This is a genomic window from Pseudomonas imrae, assembly GCF_046352735.2.
GTDB lineage: Bacteria > Pseudomonadota > Gammaproteobacteria > Pseudomonadales > Pseudomonadaceae > Aquipseudomonas > Aquipseudomonas imrae.
The window spans coordinates 4996056-5022222 of sequence record NZ_CP110853.2 but is presented as its reverse complement, the minus strand read 5'-3'; the positions used below and the strand labels follow the sequence as shown (position 1 = coordinate 5022222).

The window sequence follows — 26167 nt, the reverse complement described above, 5'->3', positions numbered from 1 at the left end:
GCTGAGGGAAAATGCCGGTCCTTTTTTCCGTTTCTCTATTCACTCTCGATTCAATAATCCGCAGGAGATCAGCGATGCCCAGCCGTCGTGAGCGTGCCAACGCCATTCGTGCCCTCAGCATGGATGCCGTGCAAAAAGCCAACAGCGGCCATCCCGGTGCCCCGATGGGCATGGCGGATATCGCCGAGGTACTTTGGCGTGACTACCTGAAACACAACCCGAGCAACCCCTCGTTTGCCGATCGTGACCGCTTCGTGCTGTCCAACGGCCACGGCTCGATGTTGATCTATTCGTTGCTGCACCTGACCGGCTACGACTTGTCCATCGATGACTTGAAGAGCTTCCGCCAGTTGCACAGCCGCACCCCGGGCCACCCGGAATTCGGTTACACCCCAGGCGTGGAGACCACCACCGGTCCTCTGGGCCAGGGCCTGGCCAACGCCGTGGGTTTTGCCCTGGCTGAAAAAGTCCTGGCGGCGCAGTTCAACCGTCCGGGTCATAACGTTGTCGACCACCACACCTATGTGTTCCTGGGTGATGGCTGCATGATGGAAGGCATTTCCCACGAAGTGAGCTCCCTTGCCGGTACCCTGGGCCTGGGCAAGCTGATCGCTTTCTACGATGACAACGGCATCTCCATCGATGGCGAAGTCGAAGGCTGGTTTACCGACGACACGCCAAAGCGTTTCGAAGCCTACAACTGGCAGGTGATCCGCAATGTTGACGGCCACGATCCGGAAGAGATCAAGACTGCTATCGAAACCGCGCGCAAGAGCGAGCAGCCGACCCTGATCTGCTGCAAGACCACTATCGGTTTTGGCTCGCCAAACAAGCAAGGCAAGGAAGATTGCCACGGCGCCCCACTGGGGGACGCGGAAATCGCCCTGACCCGTGAAGCGTTGAAGTGGAACCATGGTCCGTTCGAAATTCCGGCTGACATCTATGCCGAGTGGGACGCCAAGGAAGCCGGCCAGGCTGCCGAAGCCGAGTGGGACCAGCGTTTCGCCGCCTACTCTGCCGAGTTCCCTGAGTTGGCCAACGAACTGGTGCGTCGCCTGGCCGGTGACCTGCCTGCCGATTTCTCGGAAAAAGCCTCGGCCTACATCGCTGAAGTCGCGGCCAAGGGCGAAACCATCGCCAGCCGTAAAGCCAGCCAGAACACCCTGAATGCCTTTGGCCCGCTGCTGCCTGAGTTCCTCGGCGGTTCGGCTGACCTGGCCGGTTCCAACCTGACCCTGTGGAAAGGTTGCAAAGGTGTCTCGGCCGAAGACGCCAGCGGCAACTACATGTACTACGGCGTGCGCGAGTTCGGCATGAGCGCCATCATGAACGGCGTGTCCCTGCACGGCGGCCTGGTGCCTTACGGCGCGACCTTCCTGATGTTCATGGAATACGCCCGCAACGCCGTGCGCATGGCCGCGCTGATGAAAAAGCGTGTGATTCATGTGTACACCCACGACTCCATCGGCTTGGGCGAAGATGGCCCGACGCACCAGCCGGTCGAGCAACTGACCAGCCTGCGCACCACGCCGAACCTCGATTGCTGGCGCCCAGCCGATGCGGTCGAATCGGCCGTGGCCTGGAAGCACGCGATCGAGCGCAAGGACGGCCCTTCGGCGCTGATCTTCTCCCGTCAGAACCTGCAACACCAGGTTCGCAGCGACGCGCAGATCGCCGATATCAGCCGTGGTGGCTATGTGCTCAAGGACTGCGCTGGCGAGCCGGAGCTGATCCTGATCTCCACCGGTTCCGAAGTGGGCCTGACCGTTCAGGCCTACGACAAGTTGACCGAACAGGGTCGTAAAGTGCGTGTGGTTTCGATGCCGTGCACCAGCGTCTTCGAAGCCCAGGATGCGGGTTACAAGCAATCGGTCCTGCCGTTGCAGGTCAGCGCACGTATCGCCATCGAAGCTGCTCACGCCGACTACTGGTACAAGTACGTGGGCCTGGAAGGCCGCGTGATCGGCATGACCACCTACGGTGAGTCCGCACCGGCGCCAGCGTTGTTCGAAGAGTTCGGTTTCACCCTGGAAAATATCCTGGGTCAGGCTGAAGAGCTGCTGGAAGACTAAGGCTGTAGATTGGGGTAGCTGTACTGGCCTCATCGCGAGCAAGCCCGCTCCCACATTAGATCGCGATCCAAATGTGGGAGCGGGCTTGCTCGCGATGACGGCGGTACATTCACCCCATCACCCAAGGTAATCGAGAACCCCATGCCCCAACCCCGTCCCTACAAAGTTGCACTCAACGGCTACGGCCGGATTGGTCGTTGCGTCTTGCGTGCACTGTTCGAGCGAGGGGCTGCGGCCGGTTTTGAAATTGTTGCGATCAATGATCTGGCCGACATGGCCAGCATCGAATACCTGACACGCTTTGATTCCACCCACGGCCGGTTCCCCGGCGAAGTGCGGGTCGACGGCGATTGTCTACATATCAATGGTGACTGCGTGAAGGTACTGCGCAGTGCCGCGCCCGAGGGCATCGACTGGGCGGCGCTGGGTGTCGATCTGGTATTGGAATGCTCCGGCGCCTACAACACCCGTGCCGATGGCCAGCGTTTCCTCGATGCCGGCGCACCGCGCGTGCTGTTTTCCCAGCCGATGGCGAGCGAGGCGGATGTCGACGCCACCATCGTCTACGGCGTCAATCAGGATTGCCTCACCGGCGCCGAACTGCTGGTGTCCAACGCCTCCTGCACGACCAATTGCGGGGTGCCACTGTTGCGTCTGCTGGATCAGGCGATTGGCCTGGAATATGTGTCGATCACCACGATCCACTCGGCGATGAACGACCAGCCAGTGATTGATGCCTACCATCATGAAGACTTGCGGCGTACGCGCTCGGCGTTCCAGTCGGTGATTCCGGTATCCACCGGCCTGGCTCGTGGTATCGAGCGCCTGCTGCCGGAGCTGGCCGGGCGAATCCAGGCCAAGGCCGTGCGCGTGCCGACGGTGAACGTGTCATGCCTGGACATTACGATGCAGACCGTCAGCGACACCGACACCTGCGAGGTCAACCGGATCTTGCGCGAAGCCGCCACCTGCGGCCCGCTCAAAGGCCTGCTGGCCTATACCGAGTTGCCTCACGCCAGTTGTGATTTCAACCATGACCCACATTCGGCCATTGTCGATGCCAGCCAGACCCGCGTTTCCGGCCCACGGCTGGTAAACATACTGGCCTGGTTCGACAACGAGTGGGGGTTTGCCAACCGAATGCTGGATGTTGCAGAACATTATCTGCAAACCGCTTCAGCCCTTTCTGTCTCTCAAAAACAGTAACTCAGGAAATGCGACCCATGACCGTGTTGAAGATGACCGACCTCGATCTGCAAGGTAAGCGCGTACTGATTCGCGAAGACCTCAACGTCCCTGTCAAGGACGGTGTTGTCACCAGCGATGCGCGAATCCTGGCCTCGCTGCCGACCATCAAGCTGGCCTTGGAAAAAGGCGCGGCCGTGATGGTCTGCTCCCACTTGGGCCGTCCGACCGAAGGTGAATTCTCTGCCGAAAACAGCCTCAAGCCGGTAGCCGATTACCTGAGCAAGGCACTGGGCCGTGAAGTGCCGCTGGTGACGGACTACCTGGGCGGCGTTGACGTCAAGGCGGGCGACATCGTGCTGTTCGAAAACGTGCGCTTCAACAAGGGCGAGAAAAAGAACAGCGACGAACTGGCCCAGCAATATGCGGCGCTTTGCGACGTGTTCGTGATGGACGCTTTCGGCACCGCGCACCGCGCCGAAGGTTCGACCCATGGCGTAGCCAAGTTCGCCAAAGTTGCTGCGGCAGGCCCGTTGCTGGCTGCTGAGCTCGACGCCCTGGGCAAAGCCCTGGGTGCTCCGGCCCAGCCGATGGCTGCCATCGTGGCCGGCTCCAAGGTTTCCACCAAACTGGATGTGCTCAACAGCCTGAGCCAGATCTGCAACCAGTTGATCGTCGGTGGCGGTATCGCCAATACCTTCCTGGCGGCTGCCGGCCATCCGGTGGGCAAGTCCCTTTACGAGCCGGATCTGCTGGACACTGCCCGCGCCATCGCCGCCAAGGTCAGCGTGCCGTTGCCGGTGGACGTGGTGGTTGCCAAGGAATTCGCCGAAAGCGCCGAGGCGACCGTCAAGCTGATCGCGGATGTTGCGGCTGACGACATGATCCTGGACATTGGCCCGCAAACGGCAGCCAACTTTGCCGAACTGCTGAAAGCTTCCCAGACTATTCTATGGAACGGTCCGGTCGGTGTATTCGAGTTTGACCAGTTCGGCAACGGCACCAAAGTGCTGGCCCAGGCTATCGCTGAAAGCCCGGCATTCTCGATTGCCGGCGGTGGCGATACACTGGCGGCCATCGACAAATATGGCGTCAGCGATCAAATTTCCTACATTTCTACCGGTGGCGGGGCGTTTCTCGAGTTTGTCGAAGGCAAGGTCCTGCCAGCGGTTGAAGTGCTGGAAAGCCGAGCCAAGGGCTGAGATCCAGGATCCGGAAAAGGAGTATTCCCATGATCAAGTCGTTTGCACTGATGTTCGCGGCAGGCCTGCTGGTGGGCTGTGGCAGTGCGTCGAAGGCGACGCCCGAAGCTGAAAGCTCCGCACCGGACAATGGGTGCTACCAGTCTGATTGGCAGGCCGAGACCATGCCGGTGATCAGTAAGCGCATAGGACCCGACAGGCTGGAGAAATACGATTCCCCGCCCAAAGGTAAGGAACAGGGTTGCCCTTGACGGGTCTGATGCACTAACCCACAGCAATGGCGGCCTTGTGCCGTCGTTCGAGGATTGGCAATGAAAGGCGTTATCGCCCTGGCAGCCCTGGCTCTCTTGGCCGGCTGCAGCAACCTGAACATGCTCGGCAACCAGGCAGAGCCGCAAGACAAATGGGCAACCTGGACCTGCGACAGCCGGGCCCAAGTGGTATGGCGGTTTGTCGATGCCAGCCGCAGCCAGGTGGATGTACGCCTGGGTGGCGCGGATCAAGTCTATCGTCTCAAACAGGAACCTGCCGCTTCGGGCGCGTTGTACAGCAACGACCAATTGGCGTTTCACACAAAAGGTGAGGAAGGCCTGGTTTACTGGGTCGCCACCGACGATTTGATTGGCCGAGGCTGCAAGGCCCAGTAAGAACACGATCTCAAGGTAGATGAGATCAAAAGGTGGGAGCGGGCTTGCTCGCGAAAGCGGCGGCTCAACTGACGAATTCGGTGACTGACACACCACTTTCGCGAGCAAGCCCGCTCCCACACTTGATTCGGTTTAAAAAGTGGTATCGGTGTTGAGCCGGACTCACAAAAAACGATTCAGCAGGGCAGGTATGCAAACCCTGACCTGCAATAACTTGAATAGCAGCCGCCGCTACGGCAGGCTTGCACGATTAACGACCCTCGACCGGGAGAGAGACACAATGGCACTTATCAGCATGCGTCAAATGCTGGACCACGCAGCCGAGTTCGGCTACGGCGTTCCAGCCTTTAACGTCAACAACCTTGAGCAGATGCGCGCCATCATGGAAGCCGCTGACAAGACAGACTCTCCAGTGATCGTCCAGGCCTCGGCCGGCGCGCGTAAATATGCCGGTGCCCCATTCCTGCGTCACCTGATCCTGGCGGCCATCGAAGAATTCCCGCACATCCCGGTGTGCATGCACCAGGACCACGGCACCAGCCCTGACGTCTGCCAGCGCTCCATCCAACTTGGCTTTTCCTCGGTGATGATGGACGGCTCCCTGGGCGAAGACGGCAAGACCCCGACCGACTACGACTACAACGTGCGCGTTACCCAACAAACCGTGGCCCTGGCTCACGCCTGCGGCGTATCGGTGGAAGGTGAGCTGGGTTGCCTGGGTTCGCTGGAAACCGGAATGGCCGGTGAAGAAGACGGCATCGGCGCCGAAGGCGTGCTGGATCACAGCCAGATGCTGACCGATCCGGAAGAAGCCGCTGACTTCGTCAAGCGCACTCAGGTCGACGCCCTGGCCATCGCCATCGGCACCAGCCACGGCGCCTACAAGTTCACCAAGCCGCCTACCGGCGACGTGCTGGCCATCGACCGCATCAAGGAAATCCACAAGCGCATCCCCAACACCCACCTGGTGATGCACGGTTCTTCCTCGGTTCCGCAAGAGTGGCTGGCGATCATCAACCAGTACGGCGGCGACATCAAAGAAACCTACGGCGTACCGGTTGAAGAAATCGTCGAAGGCATCAAGCACGGCGTGCGCAAGGTCAACATCGACACCGACCTGCGCCTGGCATCCACCGGTGCGATGCGCCGCCTGATGGCCACCAACCCGAGCGAGTTCGACCCGCGTAAATTCTTCGGCGCCACCGTCACCGCGATGCGTGACGTGTGTATTGCACGTTATGAAGCGTTTGGCACTGCAGGCAATGCTTCGAAGATCAAGCCGGTTTCGTTGGAAGCGATGTACCAGCGTTACTTGAAAGGCGAGTTGAACGCCAAGGTCAACTAAGCCTCAGGTGTTAATGAAAAACCCGCAGAGATGCGGGTTTTTTGTGGCCCGAATTTGCTGGGAGCTTAGAACGAACCCAGCCCTACCAAACGCCGCAAAACAAATGTGGGAGCAAGCAAGCTCGCTCCCACATTTAGATTTTTTTCAGTTTGGAAAACTGTGTGCGAGCGGTTATTGATCAACTAATACCTTGGGATTGGAATTACCCCAGACTGTGTAAAGGTCGGCCAACAACGCGCCGTTGATGTCTTCTACTTCCGCCTGGGTTGTTTGCACGTTGCCCTGCTTGCCAAACAACACCACCTCATCCCCGCTTTTGACCGTCGGCACATCCGTGACGTCGACCATCAGGGTGTTCATCGACACCTTGCCTACCACCGGTACCCGATACCCGTTGATCAGCACGACGCCTTTGTTGGTAAACGCCCGGCGATAGCCGTCCGAATAACCTACGGTAATGTTCGCCAGTTTCGAATCCCGCGCCAGGGTGTAGGTGCGGTCGTAACCCGCGGTGTTGCCCTTCGGATAGCTGTTGACCGAGGCCACATGGGATTTGAACTGCATGACCCGCTTGTACTGGGTAAATCGCGGTACGGTGTCGCCAAACAGCAGGCCACCCGGGCGGACCATGTCCAGGTGCGACTCGGGTACTTCCAGGGTGGCGTAGGAGTTGGCAGCGTGCAGGGTGATTTTGCTACGGTCGAGTTGGGCGACGTTGATCAGCCAGTTGGCCTGTTCATTGAAAGCCTTGAGGCCAATGCGAACGTCGGCAGCGTCTTCGACGGCGAAGTGGGTCATGATCGCCTTGATCTCAAGGTTTGGGACCTTGGTGATGGCAACCGCATCGCGTCGGCCCTGGGCAGTGGTCATTTCCACACCGTTGCGGCTCATGCCGCTGGAATTCAGGCCCAGATGCACCACCAGCGGTCGGCCATGATGTTCGGCGATCAGGCTGGCACGCACGGCGAAGTCCAGGTTGCCGACCAGTTCTTCAATGTCATAGGGCAGCGCGGCTTCCAGTTCGCTCAAGGCGGCGGTGCGCACGCGGACGAGTTGGCCCTTGAAGCCGCTTTCGCGCACTACGCGAGCCTCTTCGTTGCTGGCCACGCCAACACAAGGTACGCCGAGCTTGATCACAGACGGCATCAGCAAGCCGATGCCATGCCCATAGGCGTCAGCCTTGAGCACCGCGCAGATTTTCGACTTGCCGGCGAGGCTGGTTTGCAGGGTGCGGATGTTGTGTTCAAAAGCCGCTTTACTGATTTCGACCCAGGCGTTGCTGTCCTGGATATTGACCTGGGCTACGCCGTCGGTCATTGACAGCGGTGGAGCGGCAAAGGCCGGGTTTTGCATCAGAACCATGCCCATGGATAGGGCGAGCAGAGTGCGAGTGAAGGGCATTGGTGAGTCTCCATGACTTTCTTATAGGTAAGCATTGCGCGTGCGCGGCGCCATACTCGAATTGTCCTACAAGAAAGTCGAGACCCTGAGTCGCGGTTCTGTCCTAAACCGTCTCGGGAATGATCAAACTGTCAGTTGTGATCAATATCCAGCTTGGCAAACGTCACTTTGCCGCCCTCGTTGCTGGCGCCGCTGTTGTCTTGCACGTAAACCCCAGCCTTGAAGTACAGCGGCTTTTTGCCCCATGCCGCGCCGATGCGTTCGTTCCATTGCCCATTGGCAGCGTCGACGCTCAACAGACCTGCCTTGTTCAAGTGGATGACGTAGGTGAAGTTGCGCTCCAGGGGAACGTTCTCGGCCACGATAATCACCCGGCCCTTGCTGTCATCCGGACGCATGCGCACTTTGGCCACGATATTGGCGCTGCGGGTTTTTTCCTTGTATTGGTATTCGACCTTTATCAACGGTTTCTGACTGTCATAGGCGTGGATCTGGCCGATGACGATCTTGCCCGAGGAGGGCACTTGATTGACGGCCAGGGTCGCGCGCAGAAAATTATCGGCCTCGGGGTAAGTCCAATTGCGTAGCCGGCCGTCGGCATAGGTTTCTCGCAGTTCGCTGCGTGGGTAGATGGCGTTTTCGGTGCGAGTGCCGGTAACGGGGGACCAGAATTGCACGCTGCTGCCTTCGGCCTGGAAGTACTTGCCCTTGAAACCGCTGAGCAGCTTGGGGGTGCTGATCGTTGCAGGCGGAGTGCCTACGGGGATGCTCAGGTTCCATGTGGACAGATCTATCATGAGGTGCGCCTTTGAAATACATAAAGAAGAGCCAAAAGGCTTTGGCTCGAGTGCCAGCGTGTTCGTTATAAGCGGCGGGTCATCGTTTGTTAATGGTTTCAAGGCGGGTTTTTGGCGCCAACGGTCTGTCAAAAAGCCATCTTCCCCATGGTGCGTGGCCTGTAGCGCCTGACCGTTAGTCGGTTCAACGAGCCTTGGCACAGCGGGCGCTCTGTTGCTCGCTAAGCAGAGCAGCCTCCGGACGCAGCCTTCGAACTGTGCGCAGACACTGGCTGAAGTTACACTGGAACCCATTCAACTCTCGTTGTCCGAGCCCATGACCGCCCTGAAATACCTCCAGGCTTATCCCGCTGCCTTACAAGAGCAAGTGCGCCAATTGATTGCCAATGATCAGTTGGGCCATTACCTGAGCCAGCGTTATCCCGAGCGCCATGACGTGCAAAGCGACAAGGCGCTGTACAGCTACGCGCTGGCATTGAAACAGGAGCATCTGCGTAATGCGCCGGCCATCGACAAGGTACTGTTCGATAATCGTCTGGATCTGACTCACCGCGCGTTGGGCCTGCACACCACGATTTCCCGAGTTCAGGGTGGCAACCTCAAGTCCAAGAAAGAGATCCGAATCGCATCCTTGTTCAAGGAGGCTGCGCCGCAGTTTCTGAAGATGATCGTTGTTCATGAGCTGGCGCACTTCAAGGAGTCGGATCACAACAAGGCGTTCTACAAGCTCTGCGAGTATATGTTGCCCGGTTATCATCAAGTGGAGTTCGACTTGCGGGTGTACCTCACGTATCGCGACCTGCAGAGCAAACTCTGACCGCACAAGGCGACCGACCATGGATGTGAGCAAGACCAAAAGCAGTTTCTACCGCCGCCTGTACGTGGCGTACCTGATCGACAGCGGGCTGGCCAGCAGCGTCCCGGCGCTGACCGAGGCCACCGGTATGCCCCGACGCACGGCGCAGGACACGATTGCGGCGTTGGCCGACCTGGATATCCTGTGTGAATTCGAGCAGCAAGACGGTGCGCGCAACCATGCCGGGCATTATCGGATTCGTAGCTGGGGGGCGATCGATCCGCGCTGGATCGAAGGCAATCTGGCGCAAATCAAAAAGGTGCTGGGTTACCCTTAACGGTTGTGGTGATTGGGCTGACGCAATCGCGAGCAAGCTCGCTCCCACATTCGACCGGATTGCACAGGTCGTACGCGATTGAATGTGGGCTTGCCTGCGATGCTGCCCTCAAGCGCGTCGCATACCGATGTGTGGAATATCATCCTCAAGGTATTCCTCACCCGCCACCACGAACCCATACCGTCCGTAATACGCCTGCAAGTGCGCCTGGGCTGACAGAAAAACAGGCGTCTCTGGCCAGATTTCTTCGATCCGCTCGAGGGTTTCTTCCATCATCTGATGCCCCAAGCCAGTACCGCGTGCCGATGCCGCGACGATCACCCGACCGACCACCACGTCGCCCCCCTGGGACTCCGGGTCCAGCAGGCGCAGGTAGGCCACCAACTCGTCCTCTTTCCAGGCCATCAAGTGGTAGGTATCGCCTGCCAGGTCCTGCCCGTCGATGTCTTGATAAAGGCATTTCTGCTCAACGACAAACACCTCCTGGCGCAGGCCCAGGATGGCGTACAGCTGTTCCTTGCCCACGTCGGTGTGATGTTTGCAAACCCATTCAATTGTCATTGTTCCATCTCGCATAAAGACCTGTGCCTGATAGTAATGCCATGGCCGGTGCCTGTCTTGAGTGTCGTGCAAACAGCTGGAGACGGGATATTTTGTGACTGACATCAATATGCCATCATTGAGTGCTTCCACCTCGGGTTTGTTTGTGTAACCTGCTGTGCAGCGCGAGCGATGAGCTACAGTCAGATCCTGAACGTCATCCGGCCAGGCGCCTTCGCCCGCAACGATCCGCCCGCTGTGCAAGGACATCAAGCATGCTGCGATTGTCTCGTGCCGTTGCTGTGCTCGTAGTGCTGTTGTTGGCCCAGGCAGCGGCTGCAGAGCGCTTGCGTCTGGTAGCGGATGCCTGGCCGCCGTTTACTGACGTCACGCTGCTCAATGGCGGATTGGCCACGGACATCGTCACCACGGCGCTGGCGCGCGCCGGTTACGCCAGTGACTTCAAGCAAGTGCCATGGGCTCGGGCGCTGATGGGGGTGGGTGACGGTCGCTATGACGTGCTGATCAATGCTTGGCACGACGATACGCGCGAGCAGTTGGGGCGGTTTTCTGGCGGGTATCTGCTGAACCGAGTGCTCTTGATCAAGCGCCGGGACGATCCCATCGAGTTCCAGAACCTGCAGCAGCTACACGATTATTCCATCGCCGTGGTACGCGGCTATGCCTATTCGACGGCTTTCGATACCGAGCTCGCGCTGCAGAAGATCCCGGTACACAACTTTGCCATGGCCGTGCGTATGCTTGCGGCCCAGCGGGTGAGGCTGGCGATTGAAGATGAGTATGTCGCGCGTTACTACCTGGCGCGGGAATCGCCGCGGGTGCGCAACGCGGTGGAGTTCTTGCCCGACACGCTGAGCGAAAACAGTTTGCGTATCCTGGTAAGCCTGAAAAACCCGATGCATGAGCAGATCGTTGCCGGCTTTGACCGGGAAATTACGCGGATGAAGGCCGATGGCAGTTATGCGCGTCTCCTGAAGCGGCATGGGATGTAGGGCGCCGCGCCCTTTACCCCTTCATCAAATGCGCCGCCAATGTCCGCAGCGGCCCCAACTGCCGGCAGATCAGCGCCAACTGCGTCTGCACCAATCGCTGGCCTTCATCGATCTCATCGGGCATCTGTTCCAGCTCCGCTGCCAGTGCTTCTTCGGCATCGCTTTGAATGGCGATCGGCTGCTTGCTGGCCAGCCCCGTGGCGATCTCGTCGATACTGGCCGCGAGGCTTTTGCCGGCGCCTTCGATCAGCTGTTCACGGACCTCGGCCGGCAGTTGGGTTTCGCGGTGGGCGCCGAGCCCGGACAGGTAGCTGAGCAACGTGTGTGACAGCACCAGGAAACGGAAGCCGACGTCAGCTTCTTTGCGAAAATGCCCCGGCTCCATCAGCATATTCGCCAAGGTGGTGGACAGCGCTGCATCGGCGTTGTGGGCGTTGCGTCGGGCCAGGCGGTAAGTCAGGTCGTCGCTTTTGCCAGCAGCGTATTGCTGCATGATTTGCCGCAGATAGATGCTGTTGCAGGTCAGGGTGTTGGCCAGCACCTTGTTCAGGCGTCGGCCCTGCCAGTCCGGCAGAAACAGGAACACCGCCAGCCCGGCGATCAGGCTGCCCAGCAACGTATCGAACAGGCGTGGCAGGAACAACCCGTAGCCATCGCCCACCTGGTTGAAGCAGAACAGCACCATTAGCGTGATCGCAGCGGTTGCCAGGGTATAGCGGGTGGTGCGGTTGATAAAGAACACCAGCCCGGCGGCGATGGCGAACATCGACTGCACCAAGGGGCTGGGGAACAGATCAAACAATGCCCATGCGACCGTCAGGCCGATGGCGGTACCGATAATCCGTTGGCCAAGTTTGCGCCGGGTCGCGCCGTAGTTCGGCTGGCAGACGAACAGCGTGGTGAGGATGATCCAGTAACCCTGGGACGGGTGAATCAAATGCACCATGAAATAGCCGACGCTCAACGCCAGGGACAAGCGCAGGGCATGGCGGAACAGCAGCGAAGTGGGCGTCAGTTGGGTCCGCAGGCGTGTCCACATTTCCTTGAGGTTGCGTGGCGAGCGATCCAGCAGGTTGCTGTCGGTGGCGTCCGCCAGGCTGTCGGGGTTGCTGGCGTCGCTGAGCAGGCGGTCTAGCGTCGAAAGGTTGGCGGCCAGGGCGCGCAGCGAGCGCAGCAGGCCGCGCCAGGCTGGGTTGCTCTGGATACGCAGGTGTTCCAGGGAGGCGTTCAGGTCGCCCAGGGCTTGGGCAAAACTTGCGTCATACACGAACGGCTGGCGCAGTTGGATCGATTCGGCAAGTGTTTGGCAGGCCTTGCCTTGCTGGCGCAACAGGCGCTGGCAGCGGAACAGCACATCACTGTGGAAAAAGGCGTCCGCCAGAGCGTTGTAGGGATAGTGGGAAGAGCTGGCGCGCTCGTGGATATCCTGGGCCAGGAAATAGAGTTTGAGGTAGCGGCTGACCTTCGAGCCCGGACGACCATTGCCTACCCGATGCAGGATGATTTCCTTCGCTGCATTCAGCGCTGCCACGACGCGCCCGTTCTGTTGGGCCAGCTCCAGGCGCCGCGCTTCTACATCCAGTTGGCGCACGGGTTCGAACAATGATGACTTGAGCTTGAGGTAACGCCCCAACTCGCGGAACAGCCGCGCCAGGCTCTGTTGCACTGGCTGGTTGGAAAACAGCACCTGCCACAGCACAGAGAGCGCGCCGTACCACGCGGCACCGGCCACCAGCAACAAGGGTTCGTGCCAGAAGTCGGTGACGGCTCCACCGCGCTGGTCCACACCGATCATGGTGTAGACCGACAGGATCAGGGTGGCCGAGGCAATGGCGCCATAGCGCTCGCCCAGCGCGCCGAGCATGGTCAGGCAGAAGCTGGCCAGCGCCAGGGCGATGGCGAAAACCCACGGGTAGGGAAACAGCAACTCCACCGACAGCGCCGCCACGCTGAAACACACCAGGGTCACTGCCAAAGCGTTGAGGCGACCTTGCCAACTGTCATCGGTCTCGGCCAGAGCGCTGGCGATGATTCCCAGGAACAGGGGGATCAGCAGCGTCATCTCATCTTGATACCAGCACAACGCCATGCTGCCGGTGAGGGCGATGAACACCCGAACGCTATAACTGAATTTATCCAGGGCCCAAAGACGGCGCATGGACTGCTTGAACGAGGTCGATGACATGAAGTCTGGAGTCTTCCGGAACGATGTCGCTAAATTGAGCCAGTAATGACGTCACGGCAAGGGTGACGATCACATTGATGAGCAAAATTTATTCCCGGCGCCGCAAATCAAATGTGGGAGCCCACTCCCACATGGGTTGTGTCAGGCGTATTGCGCGGCGGCGTAGCCCGAAGCCCAGGCCCACTGGAAATTGAAACCGCCCAGGTGACCGGTCACATCCAGCACTTCGCCGATGAAATACAACCCAGGGCTTTTCAACGACTCCATGGTTTTGGACGACACTTCCCGGGTATCCACCCCACCCAGGGTCACCTCAGCCGTGCGATAGCCTTCGGTGCCCGCCGGGACCAATTGCCAGCTCCCCAGCTTTTGCGCGATATCGGCGATTTCGGCGTGGGTGTATTGCTTCATAGGCTTGGACACGAACCAGGTGTCTGCCAGCAGGTTGGCCATTTTCTTGGTGAAGATCTCACCCAGTAATGTTTTCAACTCACTGTTTGCTCGCTCGGTCTGTTGCTGTTGCAGCCAGGCATGGGCGTCGTGGTCGGGCAGCAAGTTGATTTCAACCGTGTCGCCGGATTCCCAGTAGGAGGAAATCTGCAGGATTGCCGGCCCGCTCAAGCCGCGATGGGTAAACAGGATGTTCTCGCGAAAACTCTGGTCGTTACAGCTGACCAGGCAATCCACGGATGTGCCAGACAACTCACCGCACAGCTCCTTGAGCTGGTCGGTGATGGTAAATGGCACCAGTCCGGCGCGGGTCGGCAGCAGTTCGTGGCCGAATTGCCTGGCCACCTGGTAGCCGAAACCCGTGGCACCCAGGGTCGGAATCGACAAGCCGCCCGTGGCGATCACCAGGGATTCGCAACGCAGCTCACCCAGGGTGGTCTGCAACTGATAGCCGTTGTCGAGCCTGGCGATTTCCTGGACGCAGGTGTCCAGGTGCAGGCTCACGCCGGTCTGGATGCACTCGTCGAGCAGCATGCCGAGGATGTCGCTGGATTTGTTATCGCAGAACAACTGGCCGAGCTTTTTCTCGTGGTACGGCACGCCGTGCTTGGCCACCAGTGCGATGAAGTCCCACTGGGTATAGCGCGCCAGCGCGGATTTGCAGAAGTGTGCGTTGTGCGACAGGAAGTTGGCCGGCTCGGTGTACATATTGGTGAAGTTGCAGCGGCCGCCGCCTGACATCAGGATCTTTTTGCCGGCCTTGTTCGCATGGTCGATCAACATCACTTTGCGCCCACGCCCGGCGGCGGTCAGCGCGCACATCAAGCCTGCGGCGCCAGCGCCAATGATCACAACTTCGGTCGAGCGCAAAACGGTGTCCTCACAAAATATTGATCTGAAATGCAGTCAAAAATGTGGGAGGGGGCTTGCCCCCGATAGTGGAGTGTCAGTCAGCAACTTTGTTAACTGAACCACCGCTATCGGGAGCAAGCCCCCTCCCACATTGGATCTCCATAGGGCGGGAGATCTTTACAGAATACGCACGCGCAACGAACGGCCCTTGATCTTGCCGTCGTTCAAGCGCTGCAGCGCCTGCTTGGCGATGCCGCGCTCAACGGCCACGAAGGCCTGGAAATCAAAGATCGCGATTTTGCCGACCTGGGCGCCCGGAATACCGGCTTCGCCAGTCAACGCGCCAAGGATATCGCCTGGGCGAACCTTGTCTTTACGGCCAGCGGCGATGCACAGGGTGCTCATCTGCGGCAGCAACGGACCACCGCTTTGCGGCTTGAGGTTGTCCAGCTGGTCCCAGTTCAGCGGCGACTTCTGCAGTTGCTCGATGGCCTGGGCACGGTGGGCTTCGGACGGCGCCACCAGGCTAATGGCAATCCCGGTCTCACCGGCCCGACCAGTACGACCGACGCGGTGGATGTGGATTTCCGAGTCGCGAGCCAGTTCGACGTTGATCACCATGTCCAGGGCATCGATGTCCAGGCCACGAGCGGCAACGTCAGTGGCGACCAGTACCGAAGTACTGCGGTTGGCGAACATAGCCAGCACCTGGTCGCGATCACGCTGTTCCAGGTCACCATGCAGGCCGACGGCGGAAATACCCTTGGACGTGAGATGGTCAACCGTTTCCTGCACTTGCTGCTTGGTGAAGCAGAACGCGACACAGGAGGCTGGCCGGAAGTGCGAGAGCACCTTGGTCACAGCGTCCATGCGTTCTTCCGGGGAAATTTCGTAGAAACGCTGCTCGATCTGGTCGTCCGAATGGAACGCCTCGGCCTTCACTTGCTGCGGCGCGCGCATGAATTTCGACGCCAGTTGCTTGATGCTCACCGGGTAGGTCGCCGAGAACAGCAATGTCTGGCGGCGCGCCGGGGTCTTGCTGATGATGTCTTCGATGGCGTCGTAAAAACCCATGTCGAGCATGCGGTCGGCCTCGTCGAGGATCAGCGTGTTCAAGCCATCGAGTACCAGCGAGCCCTTGCGCAGGTGCTGCTGGATACGGCCTGGAGTGCCGACGATGACGTGGGCGCCGTGTTCCAGGGAGGCGATCTGCGGGCCGAGGGACACGCCGCCGCACAGGGTCAGTACCTTGATGTTGTCTTCGGCGCGGGCCAGGCGGCGGATTTCCTTGGCGACCTGGTCGGCCAGCTCACGGGTCGGGCACATCACCAGGGCCTGGCAACCGAAGTAGCGCGGGTTGATCGGGTTCAGCAGGCCGATGCCAAAGGCCGCAGTCTTGCCGCTGCCGGTCTTGGCCTGGGCGATCAGGTCCAGCCCCTTGAGGATCACCGGCAAGCTCTGCGCCTGGATCTGCGTCATCTCGACATAACCCAGCGAGTCGAGGTTAGCCAGCATGGCGGCGGACAGGGGCAAAGTATTAAAAGCGGTGGCGATGGTAGTCACGGGACTGGCTCTGCAAAACAAAATGTCGCGTAGTGTAACAGCCCACCCGCGCAATTCCCCGCATGTTCTGACGAGGGGGCAGATGCCAGCTTGAAGCTGCTTCTAATGCTCAATATCGTGTTCGCGACTGACCATGCGCTTGCCGTCCTTGGGCGACAACTGCAAAAAGATTGCCGCCGCCAGCATCGTCATCACACCCACGGTGAGGAAGGTCAGCTGGAACGCTCCCAGTACCGTGTTGACCCCATCGTTGCCCTGCGCGCCGGTAAAGCCGCCGAGCAAGGCGCCGGCACAGGCCACCCCCAGGCTCAAGGCCAGTTGTGCCACCACCGACAACAGGCTGTTGCCGCTGCTGGCCTGCGCGTCGTCGAGGTCGATCAGGGTCACGGTGTTCATCGCGGTAAATTGCAGCGAGTTGATCGCCCCCAGTACCGCGAGCATAGCTAGCAGCAACGGGTAGGGCGTTTGCTCGCTGACCAGGCCCATGCTCGCCAGCATCAATCCCAGCAGCAGCGTGTTCCCGGTCAGTACGGTGCGATAACCCAGGCGCTCGATCAGCGGCCGGGCGACAGATTTGGCGAGCATCGCCGCCGCTGCCAGGGGCAACATGCTCATCCCGGCCTGGGACGGCGAGTAGCCAAGGGCAATCTGCAGCAGCAAGGGCACCAGGAACGGCAGGGCGCCGCTGCCCAGGCGTGCGAACAGGTTGCCGAGAATGCCCACGGCAAAGGTTCGGGTCTTGAACAGGACTGGCGAGAACAGCGGGTTTTCGATGTGCCCGGCCCGCAGCCAATAGGCCGCCAGGCATGCCATGCCGCCAAACAGCAGCAACATCACGCGCAGGTGCGGCAGATGCAGCTCGCCCAAACCTTCCATGGCAATGGTGATCAACACCATGGCTGCGCCAAACAATAGGAAACCCAGGCTATCGAAGCGTGTGCGCTCGCTGCCGCGCAGGTCGGGAATGAACTTCCACACGGCGTAGCAACCGACCAATCCCACCGGCAGGTTAATCAGGAAGATCCAGTGCCAGGTCATGTATTGCACCATCCAGCCGCCCATGGTCGGGCCGAGCAACGGGCCGAGCAGGCCGGGAATGGTGATGAACCCCATGATCCGCACCAGCTCCGAGCGCGGGTAGGCGCGCAGCACCACCAGGCGACCCACCGGCAACATCAACGCGCCTCCCAGACCCTGGATGATCCGGGCGCCCACCAGCATGCTCAAACTGTTGGACAAGGCGCAGAGCAAGGAGCCGATGCTGAACAGCAGGATGGCGCCGAAGAAAATCTTCTTGGTGCCGAAGCGGTCGGCAATCCAGCCCGAAGCGGGGATCAGCAAGGCCACGGTCAGCATGTAGGCGATGATGACGCCCTGCATGCGCAACGGGTTCTCTGCCAGATCCTGGGCCATGGCGGGCAGGGCGGTATTGAGGATCGTCCCGTCCAGCGACTGCATGAAGAAGGCAATCGCGACTACCCACGGTAGCCAGCGGGCGGTCCTGGCGTCGAGCACGGCACGATTCGGCATACGGTCCCTTTTGTTAGCAGGCTATGTGTTGCCGATTATGCGCTAACGGCCGCCTCATTTCCCACTGGCAGCTGGTCTATCTCGGACAGCTGAACGTCTTTGCCCACCAGGAAATCGATCAGTGCCCGATGCACCGCAAGCGCTGCCTCGCGGGATTCGAGGTCGAGCAAGTGCCCGGTATCGGCTGCGGTGGCGAAACTGCTGCGTTCGACATAAAGCCCGAACAATCGGGCCTCGGTGGCCGGTGTGTATTCATCCAGTGCGCCATTGAGAAAATGCACTGGGGTCTGGATCTGGCGCAACTGCGGCAGGTAATTGCCGTCGCCCAGCGTCAGCACCTGATGAATATGAAAACGCGCCTGCCGGTATTCGGTGGTGGCCATGGTCGACAGGTGGCGGTGGTTGTTGCGCTTGAGCCGGGGCGAGAGGAATTGGCCGACGGTTTCATTGAGCAAGTGCCCGACGGCGGACTTGTCGTCGGCTTCGATCAGTACCCGCACGCGTTCGACATAGTCGAGCATGGCCTGGTTGAGGTTGGGTGCCAGGGCCATCACCACCGAGCTTTCAATGGAGAGAGGGTTGCGGGCCAGGGTCAGCAGGGTCGAGATGCCTCCCCAGGAGGCCGATACCAGATGATTGACCTCAAAGCGCTCTACCAGCGCTGTGAGGATTTGCACTTCGTCGTCCTTGGTCACCAAGTCCAGATCGGGGTTGTGAGGACGCGAATAGCCGGAGAATGGCAGGTCGAACATCAGCACATTGAAGTGTTCGGCCAGGCACTTGCTGGTGCGGGCAAACGAGCGAGTGGTGGACAGTGCGCCGTTGACCAGCAGCACGGTCTTTCTTTGCGGGTCGTTGCCGATTTGCTCTATGTGAACGTTGTAGTGCTTGACCAGCTTTTCAATGACAAAACTTCCTTGGTACATGTCAACGCTCCGGTTCGCCCCGTCCCGGGCGAGGTCTGCTTTGCTGTAGGGTGGCGGGATGCCACCAACCTTTATATCGAGGTCTTCGGCAGGCGACAACCGCCAGCCATCTCACAACGTCAGAGTCAGACGCTTGACCAGCGCTCCCGGCAACAAGTTCGACGAGGTGTTGCGCTGGCTGTAGGTGCTGGCCGACAGCAGCAACTCGCGTTCGGCGGTCAACGCTTCCAGCTGTGAACCCAACAGGTGGAAGACGCTGTCATCAAAGCGCATGGTGCTCACCGGGGCCTTGATCACACCGTTTTCCACCCAGAACGTGGCAAAGCGGGTCATGCCGGTCAGGCGCGCTGCGGGCTGGTCGGAATAGTTCAGGTACCACAGGTTGCTGATGTACAAACCTGTGCCCAATCGCTTGAGGATATCGGCCTGGGCCAGGCTGCCTGCCGCCATCTCGAAGGCGCTGGGGGATTCTTCACTGTCGGCGCCGGTGGCGCCCAAGCCATATTCGGCGGCGCTGCGGGAACTGACCAGGCGGCCCTCGGCCTTGCCTGCGCTGATCAAGGACACGTCGCTACGGGGATAGCCGTCCCGGGAAAACGCTGGGCTCAAGGAACCGCTGACCTGTTCGCTCATGCCCACCAGCGGGCTCAGGGTTTGATCACCGGCATACAAACGCTGCAACGGGCTGCCTTTACTGGCAATTTCCTGGGCAGAAAAACCGCCCCAGGCGAGCATGCCGATGATCTCTTCCATGGCGGCCGGTGCCAGATAGGCACGGTACTCGCCTGGAGCCAGAGGGTGCAGCGGTCGGCCCAGAAACTCCAGCTGTTCGCGGGCCTGTTGGAAACGTTCGGCAAATGCCGCACTGCTCCAGGTCGCGCCGGCATAGCTGGCTTTGACCGCTTCGCCGTTGGCGTGGAACAGGCTGAAATCGAAGTTGAAGCTATTGGCCTGGTGCCAGCCAAACGCGCCCGAGGAACTGGCGAAGCCTCGACTGATCGGGCCCGCCGCGTAAAACCCGACCAGGTCGACACCCTGCGCGGCGTGGCTGATGTCCGCCAGTACCTGTTCCAGTTCCGGCAGTGGCTGTGCCTGTTCGGTCTGGCTTTGCCAGGCGTTGTGGTTGAGCCGCAGGTAGGGGTCCTGTTGCAGCAGCGGCAAGGTTTCGCGCAACTGTTGCAAGCCTTCAGCCAGACGCTGGCGATCAAGCTCGGGTGTTCCTGCGAGGGTGATGCCGAGGTCGGCGTGGCGGCCGTTGTTGATCAGCTTCAAGTTCACGCTGGCCTGTTGCACTTGGCCGGCCTGACGTACACGGGCATGGTTCAAACGCACGAATTCGGACGACTCCGACGCATAACCCAGATGGAACTGTTCTTCTTCGGTGATGGCTTGCGCGAGCCAATCCACCAGTTGCTTGAACGCTTGCATCAGGCATCTCCCCCAAACACATCGACATTACTGAACACACAGGCCGGTGAGGCATGGCCGACGCGGATCACCTGGTTGGGTTCACCCTTGCCACAGTTCGGCGTGCCCAGGACCTCAAAGGTACTGGCGTCGCCCACGGCACTGAGCTTGCGCCAGAACTGCGCAGAGATAGCCCGGTAATTGGGGTTTTTTACTACATCCTTGAGTTCGCCATTCTCGATCAACTGGCCCCATTCGCAGCCGAACTGGAATTTGTTGCGGGCGTCGTCGATGGACCAGGAGCGGTTGTTCGACATCAGAATGCCGTGCTCGATGCCTTCGATCATCTGTGCCAGGTTCTGGTCGCCGGCCTCGATATTGAGGTTGGCCATACGGTCGATGGGTGCGCGGTTCCAGCTGCAGGCGCGACTGTTGGCAACCCCGTCCATGCCACAGCGGTACTGCGACAACGCACCGCCCAGAGGCTTGAGCAGCAGGCCCTCGCGAATCAGGAACTGCTTGCTGGCGGGCGTGCCGTCGTCGTCATGGCCGTAGCTGGCGAGCTGTTCGGGAAGGCTTGGGTCGAAAGTTACGTTGAGCAGTTTCGAGCCGTATTGCAGGTGCCCGAAGTCGCTGATCTTGACGAAGCTGGTACCGGCGTAATTGCGTTCGTCACCGAGGATGCGGTCCAGCTCCAGCGGGTGGCCGATGGACTCGTGGATCTGCAGGATCATTTGGTCGGGCATCAGCAGCAGGTCGCGCGGCCCTTGCGGTGTGTTCGGTGCCAGCAGCAGTTGCAGCGCCTGGTCGGCAATCAGCGGAGCTGCGCCCACCAAGCCAAACCGGCTGATCACGTCGAAGCCGCCTTGCTGGCCGAAGTTACTGCCGCCCAACGTGCGGGTCTGGCTGTCGTTGCCATCGTAGGCGGTCACATTGACGCCGGGAAACACAAAGCGCTGGGCCTGGCGCAGTTCGGCGCCGGCACTGTTGAGGTAGATCTGTTCTACGTGGGTAGTGCCCAGGCTGACTGCCCAGTTCACCAGGCGCTCGTCCCTGGGCACGGCCGCGGATTCGGCGCCCAGCAGTTGATAGCAATCGCTCAGGGACGGGAAGGGCTGGTCCAGGGTTGGTGACAAGTAGTCGGCGATGTCGCTGGACACTGGCTGGTCGCGTAGATCCAGCAGGGCATGGGGCTTGATCCGTCGGGCCTGTTGTTCGGCGCGATCGAGTGCGGCTTGCAGGCCCGGCAGGGAGATATCATGGGTTGCGGCGTAGGCTTCGACACCATTGAGGCGCACCGTGAGCATGGCGCCTTGGTCCTGGCTCAGGTGTGGCGGTTCGGCGATGTTCTTGCGTACTGACAGAAACTGGCTGGATTCGCGCACGTAGCGCAAAGAGAAGAAGTCGGCGGTGGTGCGCAGGGCCGCGAAGTGTTTTTTGAGCTGCGGGTGAGCGTCGAACATGGGGCCTTCCTTGTGGACGGTGGTGGCCGGGAGGGCCCCATCGCGAGCAAGCCCGCTCCCACATTTTGATTTGTGGGCACATTCAAAGGTGGGAGCTGGCTTGCCTGCGATGCTTTTGCCTTGGCTTTAGACCGGGCAACCCTTGGCGCGCAGGATCGCGTCAAAACGGTCAGGGTCCAGGGTTCCGGCTTCGATGGCCGCCAGCGTAGCTTGCTCGCGGGCCAGCAGGTCGTGGCAACGTACCAGCAGTTCCGGCAGTTCGCTGCGTGATGCAGCCACCACGCCGTCACCGTCACCGATCATCAGGTCGCCGGGGGCCACCAGCATACCGGCGCAGGAAATCGGCACGTTTATTTCGCCGCCGCCGTCGGTGCTCGGCCCACGATGTACGCCGCCGATGGCGTAGGCCGGCAGCTCACCGGTCTGCCATTCGTCAAGATCGCGCAGGGCGCCGTTGATCACCACACCGACGATGCCGGCCTTCAGGGCCATGGCGCGCATGATGCCGCCGAACACCGCCCGGGTCAGGTCGGCGCTGCCGTCAATCACCAGTACATCGCCTGGACGTGCCATTTGCATGGCTTTGAGAATCATCAGGTTGTCACCCGGGCGCACGCGCACAGTCAGCGCACTGCCGAGCATCGGTGCATTGCCATGGAACGCCTTGAGGCCCAGGCCACCGACGTTACGCCCCAGGCAATCGCTGACGGCAGCCGCGGGGATCTTGCTGAATTCCTTCAGCCATTTGGGGTCCAGCGGTTCAACGTTTGGATTGATCAGAAAGCCGGTAGGCCATTTGCTCGAAGAAACGACATCAAACATGAGAAAGCCTCGTGGCCAGGCAGAAGCCGGCGTGTCGGTAGGAAGGTGAAACGTTTGCGCGAGGGACTAGATTAGGCCTGCGCGGGGGGTGGGATCAAGGGTGGGGCAGTGTAGGAAGGGGCTCAGAAGGTTTGTGCTGGCTGGTCGGGACCCATCGTGAGCAAGCCCGCTCCCACATTTGACTGTATTCACAAATCAGCATGTGGGAGCGGGCTTGCTCGCGATAAGGGCACCGCGGTGTATCAGTTACTGCGCGCTAGGGCCTACTTCACGCATCGGCTTGCCACGCACCGGCGCATCGCCTGCCACGTAGTAGTCAGCGGTGCTGCGCGGCAGCGGCTGGCGGCCACGGATCTTGTCGGCGATTTTCTCGGCGATCATGATCGTTGGCGCGTTCAGGTTGCCCGTGGTGATGATCGGCATGATCGAGGCATCGACCACACGCAGGCCCTGCATGCCATGCACGCGACCTTCACCATCGACCACGGCCATTTCGTCGGTGCCCATCTTGCACGAGCAGGACGGGTGGAACGCGGTTTCGGCGTGCTCGCGGATGAATTTATCCAGTTGCTCGTCGGTTTGCACCTCGATGCCCGGGCTGATTTCGCGGCCACGGTATTGGTCCAGTGCCGGCTGCTGCATGATTTCGCGGGTCAGGCGAATGCCGTCACGAAACTCCTGCCAGTCCTGTTCGGTCGCCATGTAGTTGAAGAGGATGCTCGGGTATTCGCGAGGGTTCTTCGACTTCAGCTGGATACGACCACGGCTTGGCGAACGCATGGAGCCCATGTGCGCCTGGAAACCGTGCTCTTTCACACCGTTGCTGCCGTTGTAGTTAATCGCTACCGGCAGGAAGTGGTACTGGATGTTCGGCCACTCGAAATCTTCACGGGTACGGATAAAACCGCCCGCTTCGAACTGGTTGCTGGCGCCGATACCGGTGCCGTTGAACAGCCATTCGGCACCGATGGCCGGCTGGTTGTACCAGAGCAGCGACGGGTACAGCGAGACCGGTTGGGTGCAGGCGTATTGCAGGTACAGCTCAAGGTGATCCTGCAGGTTTTCGCCAACGCCCGGCAGGTCATGGACCACCGGGATGTCGAGGCTTTCCAGCAATTTGGCCGGACCTACGCCGGAACGCTGCAGCAACTGCGGCGAAGCGATTGCACCGCTGCACACCAGCACTTCTTTGCGGGCACGGGCTTCAACGCGCTCTTCGGCAGCTCCGATCAGATAGCGCACACCAACGGCACGCTTGCCTTCGAACAGAACCTTGTCGGTCAGCGCGTGAGTCACGATGGTCAGTGTCGAACGCTTCTTGGCGGTGTCCAGGTAGCCACGGGCGGTACTGGCGCGACGGCCGTTTGGCGTGACGGTACGGTCCATCGGGCCGAAGCCTTCCTGCTGGTAGCCGTTCAAGTCTTCTGTACGCGGGTAACCGGCCTGCACGCCGGCTTCAACCATGGCGTGGAACAACGGGTTGTTGCCGGCCTTTGGCGTGGTCACGCTGACCGGGCCTTCGCCACCGTGCCAGTCGTTGGGGCCGATGTCCCGGGTTTCAGCTTTTCTGAAATAGGGCAGGCAGTCCAGGTACGTCCAGTCTTCAAGCCCTGGGAGTTTTGCCCAGTTGTCATAGTCCATGGCGTTGCCACGGATGTAGCACATGCCGTTGATCAGCGACGAGCCACCCAGGCCCTTGCCGCGACCGCATTCCATCCGGCGGCCATCCATGTGTGGCTCTGGATCGGTTTCGTAGGCCCAGTTGTAGCGGCGGCCCTGCAACGGGAATGCCAGGGCGGCTGGCATCTGGGTACGGAAGTCCAGGCGGTAGTCAGGACCGCCGGCTTCCAGCAGCAGGACGGTGACGCCTTCGTCTTCGGTCAGGCGGGTGGCAAGGGTGTTGCCTGCTGATCCTGCGCCAACAATGATGTAGTCATATTCTTGAGTCATGGGGTCTCCTTGAGAGCGGCAAGCTCCAAGCTTCAAGCTGCAAGAAAGAGCAGCGAGCGGTGTATCTGGGAGGTGCGGCAAACCAAACTGCTTTTACTTGCAGCTTGAAGCTTGCCGCTTGAGGCTCATCAGAACACTGATGCGTAGTCGCCCAGCTCAACCTGTACCGATTTGATGCGGGTGAAGTTGTTCAGCGAGCTGATGCCGTTCTCACGGCCAACACCCGACTGCTTGTAGCCGCCGACCGGCATCTTCGCGTCGGACTCGCCCCACGCGTTGATCCAGCAGATACCCGCTTCCAGTTGATGAATCACGCGGTGGGCACGGTTCAGATCCTTGGTCACAAGGCCCGCAGCCAGGCCGAAGTCAGTGTCGTTGGCGCGACGGATCACTTCTTCTTCCGTCTCGTAGGTGAGGATGCTCATCACCGGGCCGAAGATTTCTTCACGAACGATGGTCATCTCGTCGGTGCAGTCAGTGAACACGGTCGGTGCGACGAAGGCGCCCTTGGCGAATTCGCCGTCGGTCAGGCGCTCGCCACCGCACAGCAGGCGTGCGCCTTCTGCTTTGCCTTTGGCGATGTAGCCGAGCACGCTTTCCATGTGGGCGAAGCTGACCAGCGGGCCGAAGTTGGTGTTTTCGTCTTCAGGGTTACCGACGCGGATGCGCGCAACGCGTTCAGCGATCTTGGCTTCGAACGCGGCTTGCAGGTGCTTTGGAATGAACACGCGAGTGCCGTTGGTGCAGACCTGGCCGGAGCTGTAGAAGTTGGCCATCATTGCGGTGTCGGCGGCGCGATCCAGATCGGCGTCGTCGAAAATGATCAGCGGGGACTTGCCGCCCAGTTCCATGGTCACGTCTTTGAGCGAGGAGCTGGAAGCGCTGGCCATGACTTTTTTGCCAGTGTCGGTGCCGCCGGTGAAGGAGATTTTCTCGATGCGCGGGTGCTCGGTCAGCCAGGTGCCGACTTCACGGCCGCTGCCGGTCAGGACGTTGAATACGCCATCCGGAACGCCGGCTTCGGTGTAGATCTCGGCCAGCTTCAGGGTGGTCAGAGAGGTGACTTCGCTCGGCTTGAAGATCATCGCGTTACCGGCCGCCAGGGCCGGGGCGGATTTCCACAGGGCGATCTGGATCGGGTAGTTCCACGCGCCGATACCGGCCACCACGCCCAGCGGCTCGCGGCGGGTGTAGACGAACGAAGTGGTGCGCAGCGGGATTTGCTCGCCTTCGATGGCGGGCACCAGGCCGGCGTAGTATTCCAGCACGTCGGCACCGGTGACGATGTCGACGTACTTGGTTTCGGAGAAGGATTTACCGGTGTCCAGGGTTTCCAGGGCGGCCAGTTCATCGTTGCGCTCGCGCAGGATTTCCACGGCGCGCCGCAGGATGCGCGAACGCTCCATGGCAGTCATCGCGGCCCAGATTTTCTGGCCCTTTTCGGCGCTGACCACTGCGCGCTCTACGTCTTCTTTAGTGGCGCGTTGCACGTTGGCGAGAACTTCACCGTTAGCCGGGTTGATGGCTTCGAAGGTGGCGTCGCTGCCAGCGTCGCTGTAGCCGCCGTCAATGTAGAGTTTTTGCAGTTCGAAACGGGCCATAAAGTCCTCGCAAGTGCATAAGTGGTTGGCGTTACCCGCTGAACAGTGGGCCATATGGATGTGGCAACACTGCGCGACGGACG

22 protein-coding genes are annotated in these 26167 nt (G+C 60.3%); 9 read left to right on the top strand and 13 right to left on the bottom strand.

All coding sequences use genetic code 11. From position 1 onward, the window contains the following. The first annotated feature begins 74 nt into the window (after nt 1–74). The 6 genes from tkt (at nt 75) to fba (ending at nt 6451) form a co-directional block, all read left to right on the top strand. Nucleotides 75–2072 carry a transketolase gene (gene tkt, locus OQ460_RS22915; protein ID WP_410019556.1) on the top strand — a complete coding sequence of 666 codons (1998 nt, stop codon included), beginning with the start codon at nt 75–77 and terminating at the stop codon, nt 2070–2072. Between the two features lie 141 nt (nt 2073–2213). After that, nucleotides 2214–3278: an erythrose-4-phosphate dehydrogenase gene (epd, locus tag OQ460_RS22910; RefSeq protein ID WP_410019555.1), complete on the top strand. Its 1065-nt coding sequence runs from the start codon at nt 2214–2216 to the stop codon at nt 3276–3278. 17 nt (nt 3279–3295) lie between these two features. Then, nucleotides 3296–4459 carry a phosphoglycerate kinase gene (locus OQ460_RS22905; protein ID WP_410019554.1) on the top strand — a complete coding sequence of 388 codons (1164 nt, stop codon included), beginning with the start codon at nt 3296–3298 and terminating at the stop codon, nt 4457–4459. 29 nt (nt 4460–4488) lie between these two features. Then, complete coding sequence (locus tag OQ460_RS22900; RefSeq protein ID WP_410019553.1) at nt 4489–4710, top strand: hypothetical protein; 222 nt, start codon at nt 4489–4491, stop codon at nt 4708–4710. A 60-nt stretch (nt 4711–4770) separates the two neighbouring features. Then, nucleotides 4771–5106: an MliC family protein gene (locus OQ460_RS22895; protein WP_410019552.1), complete on the top strand. Its 336-nt coding sequence runs from the start codon at nt 4771–4773 to the stop codon at nt 5104–5106. 280 nt (nt 5107–5386) lie between these two features. Continuing rightward, the gene (gene fba / locus OQ460_RS22890) at nt 5387–6451 is read left to right on the top strand and encodes a class II fructose-bisphosphate aldolase (protein WP_029297347.1); all 1065 of its coding nucleotides are present in this window, start codon (nt 5387–5389) and stop codon (nt 6449–6451) included. A 171-nt stretch (nt 6452–6622) separates the two neighbouring features. Here the strand turns inward: fba and alr are convergent, their stop codons facing one another. Together alr and OQ460_RS22880 are read right to left on the bottom strand one after the other, a co-directional pair. Next, nucleotides 6623–7852 carry an alanine racemase gene (gene alr / locus OQ460_RS22885; protein ID WP_410019551.1) on the bottom strand — a complete coding sequence of 410 codons (1230 nt, stop codon included), beginning with the start codon at nt 7850–7852 and terminating at the stop codon, nt 6623–6625. A 131-nt stretch (nt 7853–7983) separates the two neighbouring features. Next, the gene (locus OQ460_RS22880; protein WP_410019550.1) at nt 7984–8649 is read right to left on the bottom strand and encodes a polysaccharide lyase family 7 protein; all 666 of its coding nucleotides are present in this window, start codon (nt 8647–8649) and stop codon (nt 7984–7986) included. A 316-nt stretch (nt 8650–8965) separates the two neighbouring features. On the opposite strand from OQ460_RS22880, the gene OQ460_RS22875 reads away from it, so the two are divergent. Continuing rightward, a complete protein-coding gene (locus OQ460_RS22875) occupies nt 8966–9466 on the top strand; it encodes a YgjP-like metallopeptidase domain-containing protein (protein ID WP_410019549.1) in 501 nt (166 codons plus the stop codon). 19 nt (nt 9467–9485) lie between these two features. Continuing rightward, entirely contained in the window at nt 9486–9782 is a 297-nt protein-coding gene (locus OQ460_RS22870) for a winged helix-turn-helix domain-containing protein (protein WP_410019548.1), read from the top strand. 108 nt (nt 9783–9890) lie between these two features. Here the strand turns inward: OQ460_RS22870 and OQ460_RS22865 are convergent, their stop codons facing one another. After that, entirely contained in the window at nt 9891–10343 is a 453-nt protein-coding gene (locus tag OQ460_RS22865) for a GNAT family N-acetyltransferase (RefSeq protein ID WP_410019547.1), read from the bottom strand. A gap of 254 nt (nt 10344–10597) precedes the next feature. Between OQ460_RS22865 and OQ460_RS22860 the strand changes: the two genes are divergently transcribed. Continuing rightward, nucleotides 10598–11335: a substrate-binding periplasmic protein gene (locus OQ460_RS22860; RefSeq protein WP_410019546.1), complete on the top strand. Its 738-nt coding sequence runs from the start codon at nt 10598–10600 to the stop codon at nt 11333–11335. A gap of 13 nt (nt 11336–11348) precedes the next feature. Here the strand turns inward: OQ460_RS22860 and yccS are convergent, their stop codons facing one another. From yccS to betB, 10 genes are all read right to left on the bottom strand, one after another. Continuing rightward, nucleotides 11349–13520 (bottom strand): YccS family putative transporter, encoded by a 2172-nt coding sequence (gene yccS, locus OQ460_RS22855; protein ID WP_410019545.1) that lies wholly within the window; start codon nt 13518–13520, stop codon nt 11349–11351. 141 nt (nt 13521–13661) lie between these two features. After that, a complete protein-coding gene (locus tag OQ460_RS22850) occupies nt 13662–14840 on the bottom strand; it encodes an NAD(P)/FAD-dependent oxidoreductase (protein ID WP_410019544.1) in 1179 nt (392 codons plus the stop codon). A 159-nt stretch (nt 14841–14999) separates the two neighbouring features. After that, a complete protein-coding gene (dbpA, locus tag OQ460_RS22845; RefSeq protein WP_410022087.1) occupies nt 15000–16337 on the bottom strand; it encodes an ATP-dependent RNA helicase DbpA in 1338 nt (445 codons plus the stop codon). Nucleotides 16338–16487: 150 nt separating this feature from the next. Continuing rightward, nucleotides 16488–17915 (bottom strand): multidrug transporter subunit MdtD, encoded by a 1428-nt coding sequence (gene mdtD, locus OQ460_RS22840; protein ID WP_410019543.1) that lies wholly within the window; start codon nt 17913–17915, stop codon nt 16488–16490. A gap of 35 nt (nt 17916–17950) precedes the next feature. Further along, nucleotides 17951–18841, bottom strand: coding sequence for an alpha/beta fold hydrolase (locus OQ460_RS22835; RefSeq protein WP_410019542.1), 891 nt, complete (start codon nt 18839–18841; stop codon nt 17951–17953). Between the two features lie 111 nt (nt 18842–18952). Next, entirely contained in the window at nt 18953–20269 is a 1317-nt protein-coding gene (locus OQ460_RS22830) for a TldD/PmbA family protein (protein WP_410019541.1), read from the bottom strand. Then, complete coding sequence (locus tag OQ460_RS22825) at nt 20269–21711, bottom strand: TldD/PmbA family protein (protein WP_410019540.1); 1443 nt, start codon at nt 21709–21711, stop codon at nt 20269–20271. The genes OQ460_RS22830 and OQ460_RS22825 overlap by 1 nt, the downstream gene beginning before the upstream one ends. Before the next feature lie 126 nt (nt 21712–21837). Continuing rightward, complete coding sequence (locus OQ460_RS22820) at nt 21838–22533, bottom strand: RraA family protein (protein ID WP_032858688.1); 696 nt, start codon at nt 22531–22533, stop codon at nt 21838–21840. Between the two features lie 246 nt (nt 22534–22779). Further along, entirely contained in the window at nt 22780–24483 is a 1704-nt protein-coding gene (gene betA, locus OQ460_RS22815; protein ID WP_410019539.1) for a choline dehydrogenase, read from the bottom strand. Between the two features lie 128 nt (nt 24484–24611). Further along, on the bottom strand, nt 24612–26084 hold the full coding sequence (gene betB, locus OQ460_RS22810) for a betaine-aldehyde dehydrogenase (protein ID WP_410040573.1): 1473 nt from the start codon (nt 26082–26084) through the stop codon (nt 24612–24614). Between the last annotated feature and the right edge of the window lie 83 nt (nt 26085–26167).